Origin of the sequence: Corynebacterium sp. P3-F1 (assembly GCF_030503635.1) — a bacterium.
Lineage (GTDB): Bacteria > Actinomycetota > Actinomycetes > Mycobacteriales > Mycobacteriaceae > Corynebacterium.
In genome coordinates, this window is sequence record NZ_CP129965.1 from 1838839 (window position 1) to 1856996 (window position 18158).

The 18158-nt window shown below is 60.2% G+C and carries 15 protein-coding genes, 1 tRNA gene and 5 pseudogenes; 9 read left to right on the forward strand and 12 right to left on the reverse strand.

Annotated elements, in window-relative coordinates; all coding sequences use genetic code 11:
- Positions 1-16 precede the first annotated feature (16 nt).
- On the forward strand, positions 17-775 hold the full coding sequence (locus QYQ98_RS08720; RefSeq protein WP_302006469.1) for an MIP/aquaporin family protein: 759 nt from the start codon (positions 17-19) through the stop codon (positions 773-775).
- Positions 776-788: 13 nt separating this feature from the next.
- Here the strand turns inward: QYQ98_RS08720 and QYQ98_RS08725 are convergent, their stop codons facing one another.
- Positions 789-1769 (reverse strand): DUF1906 domain-containing protein, encoded by a 981-nt coding sequence (locus QYQ98_RS08725; protein ID WP_302006470.1) that lies wholly within the window; start codon positions 1767-1769, stop codon positions 789-791.
- Positions 1770-1870: 101 nt separating this feature from the next.
- Between QYQ98_RS08725 and QYQ98_RS08730 the strand changes: the two genes are divergently transcribed.
- The 5 genes and pseudogenes from QYQ98_RS08730 (at position 1871) to panC (ending at position 5800) form a co-directional block, all read left to right on the forward strand.
- A complete protein-coding gene (locus tag QYQ98_RS08730) occupies positions 1871-2329 on the forward strand; it encodes a hypothetical protein (RefSeq protein WP_302006471.1) in 459 nt (152 codons plus the stop codon).
- On the forward strand, positions 2326-2646 hold the full coding sequence (locus QYQ98_RS08735) for a transcriptional regulator (protein WP_302006472.1): 321 nt from the start codon (positions 2326-2328) through the stop codon (positions 2644-2646). Before QYQ98_RS08730 ends, QYQ98_RS08735 begins: the two co-directional genes overlap by 4 nt.
- A pseudogene (locus tag QYQ98_RS08740) lies at positions 2630-2980 on the forward strand (pantoate--beta-alanine ligase); the annotation flags it as partial. The gene QYQ98_RS08735 and the pseudogene QYQ98_RS08740, both read left to right, overlap by 17 nt.
- A gap of 269 nt (positions 2981-3249) precedes the next feature.
- Positions 3250-4791, forward strand: coding sequence for a cellulase family glycosylhydrolase (locus QYQ98_RS08745; RefSeq protein WP_302006473.1), 1542 nt, complete (start codon positions 3250-3252; stop codon positions 4789-4791).
- A 202-nt stretch (positions 4792-4993) separates the two neighbouring features.
- Positions 4994-5800 (forward strand): pantoate--beta-alanine ligase, encoded by an 807-nt coding sequence (panC, locus tag QYQ98_RS08755; RefSeq protein ID WP_302006475.1) that lies wholly within the window; start codon positions 4994-4996, stop codon positions 5798-5800.
- A 3-nt stretch (positions 5801-5803) separates the two neighbouring features.
- Here panC and panB read toward each other — a convergent pair whose 3' ends face one another.
- From panB to QYQ98_RS08775, 4 genes are read right to left on the reverse strand one after another with little or no spacing between them, the layout of a single operon-like run.
- The gene (gene panB / locus QYQ98_RS08760) at positions 5804-6622 is read right to left on the reverse strand and encodes a 3-methyl-2-oxobutanoate hydroxymethyltransferase (RefSeq protein WP_302006476.1); all 819 of its coding nucleotides are present in this window, start codon (positions 6620-6622) and stop codon (positions 5804-5806) included.
- Positions 6623-6631: 9 nt separating this feature from the next.
- Positions 6632-7498 (reverse strand): ABC transporter ATP-binding protein, encoded by an 867-nt coding sequence (locus QYQ98_RS08765; protein ID WP_302006477.1) that lies wholly within the window; start codon positions 7496-7498, stop codon positions 6632-6634.
- 6 nt (positions 7499-7504) lie between these two features.
- Positions 7505-8590, reverse strand: a complete 1086-nt coding sequence (locus QYQ98_RS08770) for an iron ABC transporter permease (protein WP_302006478.1) — start codon at positions 8588-8590, stop codon at positions 7505-7507.
- Positions 8591-8620: 30 nt separating this feature from the next.
- Positions 8621-9808, reverse strand: coding sequence for an ABC transporter substrate-binding protein (locus tag QYQ98_RS08775; protein WP_302006479.1), 1188 nt, complete (start codon positions 9806-9808; stop codon positions 8621-8623).
- A 143-nt stretch (positions 9809-9951) separates the two neighbouring features.
- Between QYQ98_RS08775 and QYQ98_RS08780 the strand changes: the two genes are divergently transcribed.
- A tRNA-Arg gene (locus QYQ98_RS08780) sits at positions 9952-10024 on the forward strand.
- A 449-nt stretch (positions 10025-10473) separates the two neighbouring features.
- Here the strand turns inward: QYQ98_RS08780 and QYQ98_RS08785 are convergent.
- The 3 genes and pseudogenes from QYQ98_RS08785 to QYQ98_RS08795 all read right to left on the reverse strand — a co-directional run.
- Positions 10474-11671 (reverse strand): annotated as a pseudogene (locus QYQ98_RS08785) (IS3 family transposase); the annotation flags it as partial.
- A gap of 1008 nt (positions 11672-12679) precedes the next feature.
- Complete coding sequence (locus QYQ98_RS08790; protein ID WP_095279068.1) at positions 12680-13735, reverse strand: alpha/beta fold hydrolase; 1056 nt, start codon at positions 13733-13735, stop codon at positions 12680-12682.
- Between the two features lie 89 nt (positions 13736-13824).
- Positions 13825-13944, reverse strand: a pseudogene (locus tag QYQ98_RS08795) (IS6 family transposase); the annotation flags it as partial.
- A 57-nt stretch (positions 13945-14001) separates the two neighbouring features.
- Here QYQ98_RS08795 and QYQ98_RS08800 point away from each other — a divergent pair.
- Both QYQ98_RS08800 and QYQ98_RS08805 read left to right on the forward strand, forming a co-directional pair.
- Positions 14002-14661 (forward strand): annotated as a pseudogene (locus tag QYQ98_RS08800) (IS3 family transposase); the annotation flags it as partial.
- A 322-nt stretch (positions 14662-14983) separates the two neighbouring features.
- Positions 14984-15646: pseudogene (locus QYQ98_RS08805) on the forward strand (DUF4192 domain-containing protein); the annotation flags it as partial.
- Between the two features lie 72 nt (positions 15647-15718).
- Here QYQ98_RS08805 and QYQ98_RS08810 read toward each other — a convergent pair.
- Genes QYQ98_RS08810 through QYQ98_RS08825 form a run of 4 tightly spaced genes read right to left on the reverse strand, consistent with a single transcriptional unit; the run spans position 15719 to position 18140 of the window.
- Positions 15719-15991: a mycoredoxin gene (locus QYQ98_RS08810; protein ID WP_302006480.1), complete on the reverse strand. Its 273-nt coding sequence runs from the start codon at positions 15989-15991 to the stop codon at positions 15719-15721.
- 5 nt (positions 15992-15996) lie between these two features.
- Positions 15997-16512, reverse strand: coding sequence for a dihydrofolate reductase (locus tag QYQ98_RS08815; protein ID WP_302006481.1), 516 nt, complete (start codon positions 16510-16512; stop codon positions 15997-15999).
- A 2-nt stretch (positions 16513-16514) separates the two neighbouring features.
- Positions 16515-17324: a thymidylate synthase gene (locus tag QYQ98_RS08820; protein ID WP_302006482.1), complete on the reverse strand. Its 810-nt coding sequence runs from the start codon at positions 17322-17324 to the stop codon at positions 16515-16517.
- 42 nt (positions 17325-17366) lie between these two features.
- Complete coding sequence (locus tag QYQ98_RS08825; RefSeq protein WP_302006483.1) at positions 17367-18140, reverse strand: 3'(2'),5'-bisphosphate nucleotidase CysQ; 774 nt, start codon at positions 18138-18140, stop codon at positions 17367-17369.
- Positions 18141-18158 lie beyond the last annotated feature (18 nt).

Genomic DNA, 18158 nt, shown 5'->3' on the forward strand with positions numbered 1-18158 from the left:
AATTCTTCACTTTCCAATGTTGACAACAGTATTTGTATCCGAAACTGTCGGCACCGCGCTGCTTCTACTGCTTGGCGGAGGCGTTGTCGCCAACAACAACCTAGCTAAGTCAAAAGGAAAAGGAACTGGCTTCCTCATGGTGAATTGGGGCTGGGGTCTGGCCGTGTTCGCCGGCGTTTTAGTCGCGTTCAACTCCGGCGGCCACCTGAACCCCGCCGTCACCGTTGGTGTCGCTATGTCCGGCGCCAAAGAGTTCGTGGCCGGAGCGGTTCCGGTGAACACTACGACGATCATCACCTATATCGCCGCTCAGTGTCTGGGGGGCTTCATCGGTGCAGTTTTGTGCTGGTTGGTTTACAAGCAGCACTTCGACGCAGAGCTCGACCCCGCTCAAAAGCTCGGTGTCTTCGCGACAGGCCCGGAAATCCGCAGCCCCTTCTGGAATGTGGTCACCGAAGTCATTGCCACTTTCGTCCTGGTGTTCGTGGTCATAGCTGCCGGCAACTGGGGAGACTCCGACACAGCCACCCCGGGTGGACTGGGTTGGCTGGGCGCCTTGGGTGTGGCCCTGTTGATCGTCGGCATCGGCGCGAGTTTAGGCGGCCCCACCGGTTACGCGATCAACCCAGCCCGTGACCTGATGCCTCGCTTGGCGCACGCCGTGCTGCCGATCAAGGGCAAAGGCGGTTCGGACTGGGGCTACGCTTGGGTGCCCGTCGTCGGGCCGTTGATCGGCGGCGCGCTGGCTGGGATTCTCAGCAACGTGCTCCTTTGATCCTGGGGTTCGCTTAGTTCATGAACTGGCGTGCGAACTCGGCCGCGTTCTCAATGTCCTTCGGGGTCAAACTCTGCACGAACTTCTGGGCTTCTTCGGAGATTCCCTGCGGGGTGGGGTTGGATGAGAAGTCCGGTAACGAGGAGCTCTCTGGAATCCGGTAAGTCGGAGCTTGCTGTGCGGGCTGGGCGAGCTGCGCGTTGACGGACGGTTTCGCCTGCGGGCCCGGGGCGGGAGTGCCGGTCTGGCCGGGCTGCCACTGGCCCCAGTCGGTTGTGTAGACGTTGTTGATGTCGCACAGGTGGCCGTCGATATGCGTCTGCCACTTGGCTTTCTGGTGAATGTTCGCGCGTGGGTGCAGCTTTCCGCCGGAGCCCCAGTCGTGCTGCCAGAAGTATGTCCCGATGCCGTCTTCGATGCACCATTGGATGGTGTTGTAGTTTCCGTACACTCCCGTCTTCAGGCCGGCTGCGGCAAGCGTTGCCTGGAATGTGCGCAGGTACGGACGGATCTGGTTGACGTACTGCGTGCGCGTCGGGTTGTCATCGATGGCGATGTAGATGGGCTTGCCGTTCGGCCCGCCAGCCGCGCGGTGGAGGGAGATGGCCTGCGGTGCGTGAACCGCTGCTCCGGCCGCGCCCTGCAGCCAGTCGGCGGTCTGCGCGCGGCCGAATTGGTATACCGAAGCCGTGAAGAGGCCGTGAGCGGCGAAGTCCTGAGTTTCCGCCAATCGGACCGGCTTTGCTTTCATCCAGTTCACCGAGTCGGGACGGGGCTGCGAGACGTATCGGACGGCGCCCATGTGGCCGGCTGCCTTGACGGAGCGGCCAGAGGGAATACCGGCGGCGTAGTCGAGGACGGTGCCGACGGGGCGGCGGTTTTGTGCGTCAGCGGACGGAATGTGGGTTACGCCAACCGCGCCGGCGGCACCAAGAGCGGCGAGGGCGGAGGCGCGGCCGAGGAAATGGCGGCGGGAAAATTGAACGTTATTCACACAGGAAACACTAGCAACATAAATAACAGTCCTCCAGAGCAAACATAGAAGTCCGGACGGTTCCGTTGCTTTCCATCATGGAAAGTGACATAATTTCCTATATGGAAAACAAGGGTGGAGAGCTGGAACCAAATGAGGTGAGAGAGTCACTCGCGGCCGTCCGCGCCGTCGAGGCGCGGGCAGCCTCCGTGCCGATTCCGTGGGGCATGGTTACTGTCGCGGGGCTGACCTTCGGTCTCGGCATCGGCATCATGTTGGCCGGTCATGTGTGGGGGCTGCTCGTTCTTCTCGTATCACTGATCATCATGCTGGTGCTGGACTTGGGTAGCCGGCGGACCGTCCGCACAGCGATGAAGCAGGACGTGCAGTCAGAAGAGAACGCGTGGAGCTGGAAGCGGTTCCTCACATTCATGGTGTTCTACACGGTCGCGTATATCGGGATGCAGGTCTACGTCGACCGGTATCCGGACGGGAACATGACGGTCGGCATCGTTGTCGGAATCATTGCTGCCGCCGCGATGATCGCGGGCTACGGCCTGACGTGGAGGAAGTTCCATTGATCGACCCAGTCATTCACCCCCTCAACCGGTTGAAGATTTGCGCAGCATTGCGCGCTGGCGGGGCGACGGAAGGCACGACGCGCCGCGAGATGCGTTTCTCTCGCTTGCGCGACATCACCGAGCTTTCCGACGCCACGTTGTCCAAGCAGCTCACCGTCCTCGAAGGACACGGGTATGTTTCCCGGTTTCGTGAATACGGCTCGTCACGGGCGAAGGACACGGTGTGGGTGACGCTGACTAAGGAAGGCGAAAGGGCCCTGGAAGGTCACTTGGAAGCCCTGAACCGATACGCTGAGCCGCATGACGAAACTGACTAGGACTCCTGAGGAGCTTCAGCAGGCGCTTGACCACGGCGGTGCAAACGGTGCCGTGTCACTTGTGCCAACGATGGGCGCTCTCCACAGCGGGCATATCTCCCTTGTGCGTGAAGCGCAAAAACTGGGCAACCCGGTGGTGGTGAGCATCTTTGTCAATCCCCTCCAGTTCGCGCCGGGGGAGGATTTGGATGCGTACCCGCGCACTCTCGACGAGGATCTGGTCAAGCTCGAGTCGGAGGGCGTGGAGGCTGTGTTCGCGCCGAGTGTATCCACGATGTACCCTCACGGCCCCCGCACCACCATCCACCCGGGTCCGCTTGGAGCGGTGCTGGAGGCTGGTCCGTCCTAGCGGGGAGAACATTGCCGAGCAGACCGCCGAAGTCTACAGGTCTTTGATGTAGCAGGCTGTCTGCCAGTAGCCGCCGCTGTGCAGTGCATGGAGCCTCCTCACAAGGTCCATCGCTTCCGAAGAAGGAGCGGTGGGCCTTTTCTTTGCGTTTTCTAACCACGTTCAGGGCATTTACTTATGCCTTTGCCCACATTTCCTAAATCTATTTTGAGTTCTCGGTGAATTTATCATTACTGGTCAATAGTATGTCGAGTATGAGATTCACTAAGAAGGTGGCAGCAGTATGCGCCGCCATTGCCATAGCACTAGCGGGTGCAGTACCGCATCAGGCGCTCGCAGGAGTAGCGTCTCCCCCCGACACCGCTACCATTTCCCCCGACACCGCTACCATCACCGAGCGCGGGCCCCTTGGACAGTCCGGCCGCTGGTTTACCGACGGCGATGGCCGAGCTTTTCTCACTCAGGGTTCAAACATCGTCTACAAGCACGCCCCTTATACCCCAGAAGCCGGTGGCTTTAATGAGGACGATGCTGACTGGCTCGTGGAGCAGGGCTTCGACTCCATGCGAGTCGGCATTATCTGGAAAGCAGTAGAGCCAGAGCCCGGCATTTACGACGACGAATACCTGGATTCCATTGCCCGCACCATCTCCATGCTCACTGACCGTGGAATCGCGGTCTTGGTTGATGCCCACCAGGATATGTACAACGAAAAGTTTGAGGGCGAATTTGCCCCGGACTGGGCTGTCATTGACGACGGCTTTCCCAGCCTTCTGAAGGTTGGCTTCCCGGCTAACCAGGCCGTCAATATCGGTCTCATTAGGGCATACGATAACTTCCTGAACAACCGCGAAGGGCCGGGCGGAGTTGGGCTGCAGGAGCGTTACGCCGCCATGTGGGGGCATGTCGCAGATCGTTTCGGTGACATGCCAGGGCTGATGGGCTACGACATCATCAATGAACCTTGGCCAGGTTCGGCATACCCACTGTGCTACCTGGCTCTGGGCGACTGTGGTCCAGCTAAGAAAAAGCTCGATGAACTGCACCAGAAGGCTGCAGATCAGATCGTCGCCAAGGATGCAGACGCAATTGTCCACTACGAGCCCTACTCCATGTGGAACACGGGATTGAATACCAATCCGGCCGCCCCAAAGGTTCCTGAAACCGCAGGTACGGCTCTCAGCTGGCATGTCTACTGCACCACGAACGCCCTGTTCAATACCTACACGGGATGCGACTTCTTCGACGGGCGCGTCTTCGACAATGCAGAAATCGTCTCGTCCGGTAACGGCTCGGCAACGCTGCTGTCCGAGTTCGGTGCGACCGATGATGCCGATACCCTCAACGGCGTAGTTTCGCTTGCCCGCCGCTACATGGTCGGCTGGCAGTACTGGTCCTACTGTGGCTGCAACGACCCGACGACGCAGAATCAGAAGGAACAGGGCATGGTCTTCGACCCGACTGTTCCCGGGCCGGTAGGTGCCGATGCCTTCAACCGCGACAAGATGACCATCCTCGCCGCTCCTCACCTGCGGGCGGTCGCGGGTACGCCGCAGGCCACTGAATGGAACGCAGACACCCGAGTCTACCGGGCCAGCTGGATTAACAGCCGCGTTGATGGCAACGGAGTTTTCGAACCTGGCTCCACCAGCGAGCTCGTTGTGCCTTCGATCAACTTTCCGAATGGGTTCACAGTGAATGTCGAGGGTGGCTACGCCACCGTCGCTTCCGACGGCCAGACGGTTCATATTGTCTCTACTGCTGACCAGGTGGCTGCCACCATCCAGCCGAAGTAGGACGAGCCGAAATAGAACCAGAGGCAAATCCCTCGGCTCACCGGATCACGCCCTGTGGAAGACCCCACAGGGCGTTTTTCTTCCCGGTTTCGTGAATACGGCTCGTCACGGGCGAAGGACACGGTGTGGGTGACGCTGACTAAGGAAGGCGAAAGGGCCCTGGAAGGTCACTTGGAAGCCCTGAACCGATACGCTGAGCCGCATGACGAAACTGACTAGGACTCCTGAGGAGCTTCAGCAGGCGCTTGACCACGGCGGTGCAAACGGTGCCGTGTCACTTGTGCCAACGATGGGCGCTCTCCACAGCGGGCATATCTCCCTTGTGCGTGAAGCGCAAAAATTGGGCAACCCGGTGGTGGTGAGCATCTTTGTCAACCCCCTCCAGTTCGCGCCGGGGGAGGATTTGGATGCGTACCCGCGCACTCTCGACGAGGATCTGGCCAAGCTCGAGTCGGAGGGCGTGGAGGCTGTGTTCGCGCCGAGTGTATCCACGATGTACCCCCATGGCACCCGAACCACTATCCATCCGGGGCCGCTTGGAGCGGTGCTGGAAGGGAAGACCCGTCCGACGCATTTCGCGGGAGTGCTCACGGTCGTGGCCAAGCTGTTCGCGCTTACCGGCGCTACCGACGCGTTCTTCGGCGAGAAGGATTACCAGCAACTCGCGCTCATCCGGCAGATGGTCGAGGATCTCCACCTGCCAGTGCGCATCCACGGTTGCCCGATCATCCGGGAGGAAAGCGGCCTAGCCCTGTCGTCCCGCAACCGGTACTTGAGCGAGGCTGAGCAGGAAGCTGCGATGGCTCTCTCGCGGGCTCTGGCGACAGGGACGTACGAGGCAGCCCTAGCTGAGCTTGATGCAGCTGAGGGGATTGAGCTGGACTACCTCGAGGTGACCACTCCTGACCTCAGTGAGGTGCCGGAAGGCTACCATGGTCCCGGGCGCCTGCTCGTCGCCGCGAAGGTGGGGCAGACCCGCCTCATCGACAACGCGGCGATTGACATCTAGGTCCTAAAAGGTGTGCTCTTCTGCGGGGAATTCACCCTCGTGGACGGCACGCTTGTAGTCGGCGGCGGCAGCACCGAGTGCTTCACCGACCGCACCGAACTGGCGGACAAAACGGGCGCGGTGACCGCCGGCAGGGAAGTCCGCCAGGTCGTGCCAGACCAGCACCTGGGCATCGGTGTCCGGCCCCGCGCCGATGCCGATGGTGGGCACGGGGCAGGACTCGGTGATCTCCTTGGCTAATTGCGCGGGGACCATCTCGAAGACAACCATGTCCGCACCTGCCTCGACGACTGCCCGGGTGTCTGCGCGGAGCTGCTCGGCGCTCTCGTTGCGACCCTGCACCTTGAAGCCGCTTAGATTGTCCACGGACTGCGGGGTGAAGCCGACGTGGGCGCAGACAGCGAGGCCGGCATTCTTCAGGGCCGCGATGCGTGGAGCGATGCGCACGCCGCCTTCGAGCTTGACCATGTGGGCACCGCTCCGCCGGATCATCTCGGTGGCGGTGCGGACGCACTGCTCGTCGGAGGCCTCGTAACTACCGAAGGGCAGGTCCGCCACCACCAGAGCGTTGCCGGCGCCTCGCACAACAGCGGCGGCGAGGTAGGTCATCTCCTCGACGGACACTTGGTTCGTGGTTTCGTACCCGTACACCACGTTGGCGGCGGAATCGCCGACCAGCATGCATTCAATCCCAGCTTCGGCGAAAACGCGGGCGGTGGAGTAGTCGTACGCCGTGAGCATCGCCCACTTTTCACCGTCGAGCTTCTTCTGCTTCAGGTCCGCGATCCGGACTTTCTTGGTGGGGGTCAGGTATCCAGACATGGACACAGTCTAAGCACGAGTGGAGGTGACAGCGGCGATCACATCGGGGTCAGCCGTTTCTGCATCGACGGAGACCGGGTCCATCGGGCCGGCGTCTGTCGGAGTCTCATGGCGGGGGAGGCGCAAGACAGGGCAAACGATCGGCACGCCGGCATCGTTAATGATGCGCGCGGAAATGCCGTACACCCGCTCGAGCAACTCCGGGGTGAGCACTTCCGCGGGAGTGCCTTTGGCGATGGTGTGGCCGTCCTTAATCACCAGCAACTCGTCGCAGAAGCGGGCGGCCAAGTTCAGGTCGTGCAGGGCGACGAGTGCCTGGCGGTCGTCACCGCGGACCTCGTCCTGGATGATTTGCAGCAGCTCCACCTGGTGGCGGAGGTCGAGGGCGGATGTCGGTTCGTCGAGAAGCATGACGCGCGGGGAGCGCACCAGCATCTGCGCCACGGCGACGAGCTGACGCTGGCCGCCGGACATGTCCGAGATCATGCGGTCCGACAGTTTGGTGATGCCCAGGCGGTGCATGACAGCCGCCGTCTTCTCAAGCGCGTTGCCGGTGCCTTCGCCGCGGCGGCGGGCCGAGACCATGACGGACTCGAAAGCGGTCAGCGTCGCGCGGGAGAGCATGTCCTGTGGCACGTAGCCGACTGTCTGCACGCGCTCTTTAGCGGATAGAGCGCGGCCGTCGACAACGATGTCGCTGCTGCCTTCCGAGGGTTTGTTGATGCCGGCGAGGGTCTTTACCAACGTCGACTTACCGGCACCGTTCGGGCCGATGAGGCCGGTGATCTTGCCGTCCTGGAGCGGGCCGAAACTCATGCCGTCGATGATGGTGGCCCGGCCGTACCGCACCGTGAGGTTTGTTGCGCTGATGGCCATGGGGGCTTAAGCACTCCTTCCACGCGAGCGGGTGAAGATGAGGAACACGAAGAACGGCACGCCGACAAGCGCAGTGATGATACCGAGCGGGATAGCCACGCCCGGGATGATGGACAGGGACACAGCGTACGCGAGGCTCATGAGCATGGCTCCGGCGGCTGCCGCACCGGGGAGGAAGAATTTCTGGTCCTCGCCGACGATCATGCGGGCGATGTGCGGGCCGACAAGTCCGATGAAGCCGATGATGCCGGTGAAGGAGACAGAAGCCGCCGCGAGGAGTGAGGCAACGAGCAGGGTGGTCACGCGCAGTCGCTGGACGTTGATGCCCAGGGCTGCGGCGCGGTCGTCGCCGAGCCGCAGCGCGGTGAGACGCCAGGAATTGACCACGCAGAAGGGGATCGCCAGCGCGAGCACGACGGCGATCACGGCGTTCGCTGTCCACGACGCACGCTGCATGGAGCCCATGGTCCAGAACACGATCTGCTGGAGCGCCTCGTTGCTGGCCACGTACTGCAGCAGCGAGAGGACCGCTTGGAAGAAGAAGGACAGGGCGATGCCGAGCAGAATCATGGACTCCGCGCTAGCTCCGCGCCAGATCGCCGCGCCCGCGATGATCAGCACAGCGAATAGGGACGACAACGCAGCCGTGAGCGCCAGATTGAGTTGTGCATTCAAGATGAGTGTCCAGCCCATCACGATCGAGATCGCGGCGCCGAGCGCCGCCGCTGCGGAGATGCCGAGGGTGAACGGCTCCGCCAGGGGGTTGTCCAGGATCGTCTGCATTTGCGCGCCGGACAGCCCCAGCGACGCGCCGACGAGCACCGCCATCACCGCGGCCGGGAGGCGGAGAGTCCGCACGACGGTCTCAGTCTGCTGGTCGACGGAATCGGGGTCGAAGACGGCGCGGAAGACGTCGTTAAACGAAAGATCGATGGGCCCAACGACCACCGCGACGAGGAAACTCGCGATCGCGCCCAGAACGAGAAGAACAATTGCCATTGCTTTTCGACGTCCGCGGCGACGGTAACTTTCAATCGCGCGGTCCGGCGAATCCTCTCTCAGGTCAGTGTCGGGCGCTACTCGTGTGGTCATTGAGCTCTTTTCTAGGTTGTGTGCGGTGCCTTATTCCGCGGTGTATCCGTCCAGGAAGAACGTGCCGCTGTAGTCGATGGGCATCCACTCAGCGTGGAAGTCCTCGAAGTCCTTCGCCGGGTCCAGGTCCCCGAATTCATTCGGGTGGAGCCACTTCGCAAATGCCTCGAGAGCGAACACGTTGTACGGGCTGTCGTAGAACTGATGGTAGATGGCGAAGAAATCGCCCTCCCTAGGGGCCGTCAGTTGTTTCATGCCCGGGCCGTGGAGCGGACCCCCGAAGGAATCGCGTGCCGCTGCCTCGTCTGCCTGGTAGCCCAGCTCAACGTGGCTGAACGCGTCGGTCTTCTGCGGGTCGCGCGCCCACTCGCCGCCGGTGACGACGAGCTTGTCCGGGTTGACCTCGACAAGCTTCTCTGGAGTGATCTCCGTTTCGTCGGTGCCCAGGATCTCCGGGCCGACATTGTGGCCGCCTGCCGCGTCGACGAGCTTGCCCAGGTTGGCATCGCCCGCGATGGCGCAGCAGTCCTTGAAACCGGCTGCCATCCACACGACGGTCTCGGGCTTCTCCGTCGTTGTGCCGACGCGCTCGGTGATATCGCTGACCTTCTCGGACCAGAACTTGTTGTAGCTTTCCGCGCGGTCCTGCGCACCGAGCAAATCGCCGAACAGATTCATGGAAACCTCAGTGTTGGCCAACGGGTCCTGACGAAAGTCCGTGAACACGTACTTGAGGCCGACAGCGTCCATGTCGGTGAGGAAGCCGTTCTGTTCCGCGACCTTCTTCTGGTCCAAGGTCATGACCACCACATCCGGCTTCTGCGCCAGCAGGTTCTCGACGGTGACATCGCCCTTTTGCAGCGAACCGATTTCCGGCAGGTCCTTCGCCTCCGGGAATTTCTCGAACAGCTTGTCGCGCATCGCCGGCGCTGCCTTGTCCAAGTCGTTGCCGTACGCGACGATCTTGTCGAAGGGGTTGTCCTGCAGAATCGAGGTGGCGAAGACCCCGCGGCCCTCCCCGAGTAAGATGCGCTCCGGCTGCTTGTCGAAATCGACGGTGCGGCCCGCCGCGTCGGTGACAGTCAGGGTGGTCTCGCCGTTTGCTGCTCCATTGTTGGAGCCGCTCTCATTACCGCTTGAGTCCGACGAGCAGCCGGCGAGGCCGAGTACTGCGATTAACGAGAACAGCAGTGCTGCGAGTGTGCGTGGAAAATTCACAATCCACCTTTCAAGGTAAGTAAGCCTATGCTTAGTTCGGCCGTTTCCACGCATGCTAAGACATGCCCAAATTGAAATCAAGATCGTGGTTTCACTCCCGTCTTTATGCCCGGGAAGCTCGTGCGGTAACCTGATTTCTCGTTGCCTCAGTAGCTCAGTGGATAGAGCACGGCTCTCCTAAAGCCGGTGTCGTAGGTTCGATTCCTACCTGGGGCGCAGAAAATCCCCCATGACCTGCACAAACAGGTTGTGGGGGATTACTGACTTTCAGGCAAATTCGTAGATCTACTAACTTATCTACTACCTTTGCCGAAAATCGGACTCAGGGAAAGGGCCGAAATCAGGCGCTAGTCATCGTCACCGTATTGATCACCTTGCCGGCAAGGCTGTTGCTGTTGCTGCTGTTGTTGCCTCCGCCGTGCCGTATCACGACGCACCGCATCGAGTCGCCGCTGGTTCTCACCGACAGTTCGCAACATCTGATCGCGACCGCGCGAGTTACGCACCGGATTGACACGAGGCCGCACATACCTACCGATAACCCCTGATAGGCACGAATGTGATCCGATAACCCAGAGGTCGTCGGTTCGAATCCGGCCCCCGCTACCAACTTCCAAACCCCTACCAGTGGTGAACTGGCCCCCGAAAGTTGGACTGGTTTAACTCTAGGCGGTTAGGGCTTCAAGGGTCTGATTTCGATATTGCATCGGGGTCAGGCCCTTGAGTCGTTGTTGGATGCGTTCGGTGTTGTACCACTGGATGTACTCGTCGATCGCCTGGTTGAACTCTGCGACGGTGTCGAAGATTTCTCCGTGGTACATCTCGGCTTTCAAGTGCCCGAAGAAATTCTCCATGACCGCGTTGTCGTAACAGTTGGCTTTACGCGACATCGACTGAACACCACCGTTATCGCCGATCAGGTCACGCCAGGAGGCATGCTGGTACTGGAAGCCTTGATCGGTGTGCATCATCCACCCGGGTTCAGGTGCACAATTTACGATTGCGTTGGTCAAAGAAGCGGCGGTAAATGCTGTCGACGGCGATGTAGCCACGCTGTGGGCAACGATTGAGCGGTCGAACAGATCCATCACCGGGGACAGATATACCTTGCTGCCTGCGACCCTGAACTCGGTGACGTCGCTGACAAAGAAGGTGTTGGGCTTGTCCGGAGTGAACTTGCGGTCAAGTTTGTTGTCAGCGATGTGGCTGATCGTCCCAGCGTAAGAAACATAGGGCCTGCGCTGGCGGACCTTGGCTCGAAGTCCCATCTCGCGCATGAGCTTGAAGACAAGTTTGTGGTTGACCACCCAGCCCTGGTTGCGCAGGTCCAGCAGCACCCGCCGGTAACCGTAGCGATGCTTATTACGCTCGAAACTTTCCCGGATTGCTTGCTTCAGCGCAGCGTGCTTATCCGGCTCGCGCAGGCGTTTCTGGTGGTAGAAGAACGTCGACCGTGGCATACCCGCCGCATCCAAGAGGTACTCCAAGCGGTGGTGCGACTTGAGGATGACAATCGCCTGAACTTTCAGGCGCGTCCCTGGTTCCTCAAGTCCCGCAATTTTTTTAAGTAGGCGTTTTCCGCTTCCAACCGTGCGATCTGGCGACGCAGCTTCTCTTCCTCCGAGAGCGGCTTCGGTGCGACCGAGCCTTTGGGCCTACCCTTCGGCTCCGGTTTTAGCGCCTCATCGCCACCTTTACGCCATTTCCACGACCACCCTTTAACTAGCTGGTCTGATGACAGGCCAAACTCACGCGCAAGATCCATCGCCGTCTCACCGGCAAGGTGGCGTTGGACAACTTCCTTCTTGATTTCGAACGAATACTGCTGCTTAGTCGGTTTCTCCACAAGACATAGCCTGCCATGCAGCGTAAACCGACGATAGAGCATACGGGCGGCGTATCTGGAGACACCAAGAGCAATGGCAGCGGCTCTATAGCCCATGCCTTGCTCAAATAGTTCAACCAACTGCTCGCGCTGATGCTCACTCAGCGAACTTCGTGCTCTCAACGAAAACTACTCCCCACTAGTCGATAACTGATTTCTCAGTCCAACTAATGGGGAGCAGTTCATGGAAACGCTGGTAGGGGTCTTCTTTGTTTTGTGTTGAAGTCGGCATTTGGTGCACTAGATGGTGCACTAGAGTCAGAATCCTGCACCCGATGAGGCATCAGCGCTCCAGCAAAGCGGTGCGGGTTTCGCGGTTGTATGCGAGGGCGACTGCAACGAGGAACGCCACGGGAGCCGACAGTTCGGGGGAGATCTGTCTGTGTGTCGGGGGGACACCGCTCAACCGTGGCGTTCGAGATGAGTATTACGCGACTCGCGTCCTCTCGCACGTCGAGAGATGAAAGTGCACCTGACTTGGCTCACTGTGGTGTGACCGACTTAACTCTTGACGCGTAGACCTGCTGGTTTGGTGTTGGGGTTGGGTATTTTTCCGCACTAAGGGGTGGGGTGTGGGGCGGACGGTAGTGTGATCTTTTGTGAGCCCGTCTATCCGTACTGTGACGACTGCTTCTGGGGCTACAGCTGTCCAGGTATTCACGAGCGAACACGCGGGCAATCGGATGTCGAAATCCGATCTCAAGGCGCGACCAATTTATGCCCGAACCGAGGGCTCGATTAATGCGCACCTCAATATCGTCATGGCAACACTCGCAGTAAGTCGATGATGGAATCAGCAACCGGACGAAGCATTAAACGACTCGTGCGAACTTTCAAAAAGTATCGCAGTTTTGAACTCAGGGTCGAAGACACAACAATCCACGCGGCCACGCCACTACCAGCCGAAGTGCAAAACCTCGTCCACGCCATCACCGAACCCTGACTTCCGCACTAAAATGATCCAACTCAGGAGAAGCGCACGCGGATTAACCTACGCCGGCCAGCAGAATTTCTACGAACTCCTTGCGCTTTTCTACATGGAAGTTGTGGCCCGAGTCAGCCTCGACTTTAACGGCACCGGCGGGAAGAGAATCCATGGCCCTGGCGGCGTCCTCATCACTGGCCGCAGCTTGAAGGACTTCCCCGTCGTATCGCGCTTGACAATGAATATAGGTAACTGGCGCTTGAATCGCCGCAAGTGTTGCTTCTTGATCAAACCCTTCGTTCCAGAGACCCGTAAAGAAGGCATCACCAAACGCTGGGTCATAATCCATGATGTACACCTGTGCCTCATTCATCTCGGGAGGCATGGTCCACAGAGCTATCGGGGCGCCCGGATGCCGAGAGTGATATGCGAGTCCATCACCGATGAACCCCTGAGCAGAGTCCCCAAAGTATTGCCACATTTTTTGGCTGCGCCACTGATAAGCCTGCCAGTCGGTCTCTCCTGAAGACAAGAACTCATGAGTGCTGACAGCTAGGTCCTGATAATTCCACGTATTGCGCGCCTCAGGCAGCTCTGTGGCAAATAGCGGCGGATCTTCTAACACCAGGAAGCTAACCAGTTCTGGATGACGCGCAGCAATCAACGCGGCCAATTGACCCCCAGACGAATGCCCACTTAATACGACGGGTTGGCCAATTGTCTCTATATAACGAGATAGGACGTCTGCGACCTCCACCGCTCGATAAGATTCAAGGCGATCAGACTTGCCATGCCCTGGAACGTCGATGGCATACACTTGGCGGTCCTTGCTGAGGTCACGTAAAGCGTAACCGTACTGGCGCCATCCGCTCGCTTGACCATGGATAAGGACAATAGGGGAACCGTCCCTTGGCTCGCTTACCCCTACATTGAGCTTCACATGATCCACGCTCACCCGGTGCTCTTGATAGCCAGCCTTTTCCAGGGATCTCACAAGACGCGAGTGATACGTGGTTGTGTACCATGCCCAACCGCCAGCACCGGCTGCCGCAAGTGCAACGATTGCCGTCACGATAAGTCCCGCCACCTTCAGGACCCTTTTCCCGACCAGGGCCATGAGCTATCACCTTACCAATACATTTGTATTATAACACCAATACACTTGCATTATAACATGGCTTGGCTCACTGTGGTGTGACCGACTTAAACACCCCGCTCGGTCATCATCTCTTCGAGATCGCGGTAGCTCACGCCGTAGCGGCAGTACCACCGCACCGCCCACAGGATGATTTCACGGGGGAAATGCCGACCGGAGAAGATGCCCATGGCCGTGATTATTTCACGCCGGTCTTTCTACTGCCCCAACTTTGCAACAGCACCGGTCATGAACCGATGAACCACAAGCGAGTTGCGCGGGTCATGCGTGAGCTCAAATTGTTTGGTTACACCAAGAAACGCAAGGTCATCACCACCGTGTCGGATCATAAGAAGCCGGTGTTCCCTGATCTGGTGGGCCGGAAGTTCACCGCTGACAAGCCGAACCAGCTCTACGTTGGGGATATTACGTACCTGCCGATTGCGGATGGGTCGAATATGTACCTGGCGACGGTCATTGATTGCTATTCCCGCCGGTTGATCGGCTTTTCCATCGCGGATCACATGCGCACCAGCCTGGTCCAAGACGCACTGCTCATGGCCAAAGGCCAGCGTGGAAGCCTGACTGGGTCGATTTTTCACTCGGATCACGGCAGCGTTTACACCGCGCACGCATTCCAGAACACCTGTAAGGAATTAGGGATCAGGCAGTCGATGGGATCAATCGGTACCAGTGCGGATAACGCCTTGGCGGAGTCGTTCAATGCCGCGATGAAGCGGGAGGTCCTTCAGGATTCCAAGACATTCATGAACCAGTTGATCTGCCGCCGAGATGTTTTCCGCTGGTGTACCCGTTACAACACGGTGCGTCGGCATTCCTGGTGTAAATATCTCGCCCCTGCGGTGTTTGAGGAGCGCGGTTCTGTTATCCTGAAATCTGCTTCCTGATTAAATCCTCCGTGTCTACTATCCGGGGGTCGGGCCCGCCTTCATCGAAGCTGACTACCACCCGAAGCTCACCCCACACAGTCTCCGGATATGCAACGTCTCGCGGCCGACGATCTATCGCGCTCTCAAGCGCATTGACGCCGACACTTAGGCACAGGCTGCGTCGCTAGCGCTCGCACCCGGTAAGCCGAGCATCAGGCTGCGCTAGCGACGCTCAGCACGCTTCAGGTGCGGTGGTGCCGTGGCAGGGCGCGACCGGCAGAGCCGGACCGAATACGGGATTGACCACGTACACCCCGTATTCGTGCAAAGGAGCACTGCCATGTCCACTCATTCCCACACGCTTGCATCCCACGGTGAGATCCTCGCGAACCTCCCCGGCATCCTCGGCTTCTACCCGAACAACTCGCTGATCCTCGCGTTCTTCGTCGACGACGAGGGCGTCGACACCGTCCGCCTCGGCCCGGTCGCACGGTTCGACCTGGACGAGGCTGTGGAGAAGCTCACCGAGAGTCGCGAGCGGTTCGCAGCGTGGGTCCACCACCTCGAACTTGACGCTGTTATCGCGTACATGATCAGCGATGACATTGCGCAACCGGTCTTCGACGAGACGGCCACGTATCTCACCAGCGGGGCAGTGCATCTACCGCCGCTGCTTGGGGTGGTGCAGGTGCCCGAGATTGTCACCGGGGCTGCTTGGTGGTCTGTGTACCAGCATCCGCTCATCGACGAGCCGCGCCACGGTGTTGTCGGCGAGGTCGCCGCATCGGCGGCGCTTCAGCAGATGCTAGAGCACACCGGCGAGCTGCCGGAGCCGAGCAAAGACGACATCGAGGCACGGTTGAATAGCACCGATCACGGCATCGACGCCGCAGAGCACGCCGACATCATCGAAGACGCGCTGGCGTATATCCCGCCCATGTTCTCCGACATGCTGCAGCGTGAATACGAACAGGCGGCGGCAGGGATGACCCAAGTTGGCGATGTCATTACTGAACTGAGCCGGTTGATTCGACAGGGTCGGCATGTCTGCGCAGAAACTCGTTCTTCTGCAGGCCTAGTGCAGCTCGGTGAGCTTGGCCAGCACCTCCTCGGCAGGCGGGTTGGTGGCGTGGGTGCCGTCGGAGTAGAGGACGGTCGGCACGACTCGGTTGCCGTTGTTGACGGACTCGACCCAGGCGGAGGCGTCCTCGTTGCCGGGGGCTTCCACATCGACGACTTCGTGCGGGGCATTCGCCTTACGTAGGTCCGCCAGCAGACGGGTGCAGAACGGGCACCAGGAAGTGGCGAATACGGTGACTGGAGCGGTCGTTTCAGGGGTGGTGGCCACGTCAATCAAGCCTTTCGTTCAAAACGTTGGAAGCGGTAGCTGAGCGGAGTTGGCTCGGCGCCTTCCACGGTCACGCGGCCGCGCTCGGAGGTGAACCAATCTGATTCACTGACCAGATCGAAATCGCCGGTGAGACGGGGTGCGTACACGGCGTTGTGGGGTAGGAGGGGGGCCACGGAGACGTCGACAAGCGTGCGCTCGATGATGTCGACCTCGTCGAGCGTGGCCTCATAAAGTTGCGCCCCGCCGATGATCCACGCGTCGGTGTCGAGGTCGGGCAGGTCGCGGTAGACGTACGCGCCGTTGGACCACGGGCCAGCCTCCCGCGAGGAAATAATGATGTTGGCTCGGCCGGGTAGCGGCGTCACGGGAAGCGATTCCCACGTGCGGCGCCCCATGATGACGGGGCTGCCCAGCGTGGTCTCCTTGAAATGCTTGAGGTCCTCCGGCAAGTGCCACGGCATGTCCGCGCCGTCGCCGATGATGCCGTCGCGCGATTGCGCCCAGATTGCGCCAATCATATTTACACCGAGACCTTCGCTGTGATCGTCGGGTGAGGGTCGTAGTCGGTGACCGCGATATCGCCAAAGCCGTAGTCGAAGATGGACTCGGCCTTGGTGAGCTCCAGCTGCGGGTACGGGCGAGGCTCGCGGGAGAGCTGTTCTTTGACCTGCTCGATGTGGTCGTTGTAGATGTGGCAGTCACCGCCCGTCCAAATCAGCTCGCCGATCTCAAGGCCCGCCTGCTGGGCGAACATGTGCGTCAACAGGGCATAGGACGCGATATTGAACGGCACGCCCAGGAACATGTCCGCAGAGCGCTGGTAGACCTGCATGGACAGCTTTCCGTCGGCGACGTAGAGCTGGAACAGCAGGTGGCACGGCATGAGGGCCATTTTGTTCAGCTCGGAGACATTCCAGGCGGACACGAGGTTGCGCCGGGATTCCGGGTCATTCTTCAGCAACTCGAGCGCATTGTGGATCTGGTCGATGTGCTGGCCGTCCGGCGTTGGCCACGAGCGCCACTGGACGCCGTAGACCGGCCCCAGCTCGCCGTCGTCGTCCGTCCATTCGTTCCAAATGCGGATATTGTTCTCCTGCAGCCAGCGGACATTCGAGTCGCCCTTGAGGAACCACAACAGCTCGCCCACGACGCCCTTGAAGTAGACCTTCTTGGTGGTCAACAAGGGGAAAGAATCGGCGAGGTCGTAGCGCAGCTGCTTGCCGAAGACGCTGATCGTGCCCGTTCCGGTGCGGTCAGACTTCGGCGTGCCGGTCTCCAGGATTTCGCGCAGTAAATCCTCATACGGGGTGGGGATGGTCGTCCCAGTCATTCACTCACCTTTACAAGCGGTCGGGGTAGCAGAAACGGGCGGCTACTTGGCGATGCCCTCGTAGCTGCCGTGCTCTTCCTTATACGACGCGGCGTGCTTCAGAATTTCATCGGCAAGTTCAGGGCGGCAGATCAGCAGGTCAGGGATGTAGGTGTCCTCGTTGTTGAAGTGCACCTCGGTCCCGTCCAAACGGGAAGCGTGGAGCCCGGCCGCCCTGGCGACGCCCACCGGGGCAGCCTGATCCCATTCGTACTGGCCGCCGGCGTGAATGTACGCGTCGTAATCGCCGAGCAACACGTGCATCGCCTTGGCGCCCGCGGAGCCGATACCGGCTGCTTCGAACTCCATCTTCTCCGCGATGTACTTGGCCACTGCCGGCGGGCGGTTGTGCGACAGTGCGATCTTGCGGGATAAAGGGCCGGCAACGTGGCGGACATCGGAAGACTTGAACACCACACCCAAATCCGGCAGGCCCACGGCCGCGTGGGTGGGCACACCGTTTTCCACCAGGGCGATGTGCACGGCCCAGTCCTGGCGGCCGGTGGCGAATTCCTTCGTGCCGTCCAGCGGATCCACGATCCACACACGCGGGTTGTCCAGGCGGGAGAGGTCGTCTACCGCCTCCTCGGACAAGAAACCATCGTCCGGGCGGTGCTGTGCCAGCACACGCGCGATCCAGTTTTGCGCGAGGTCATCGCCCGCCTCACCCAGCTCCCGGCCGCGCAGGAGGCCTACTCCGCGGATGCCCTTGAGGATTTCGCCCGTGCCGAGCGCAATGAGGTTAGTCAACCGTGAGTCCGAGTACGTTGCCGTCATGGACTCGACCTTACCGGC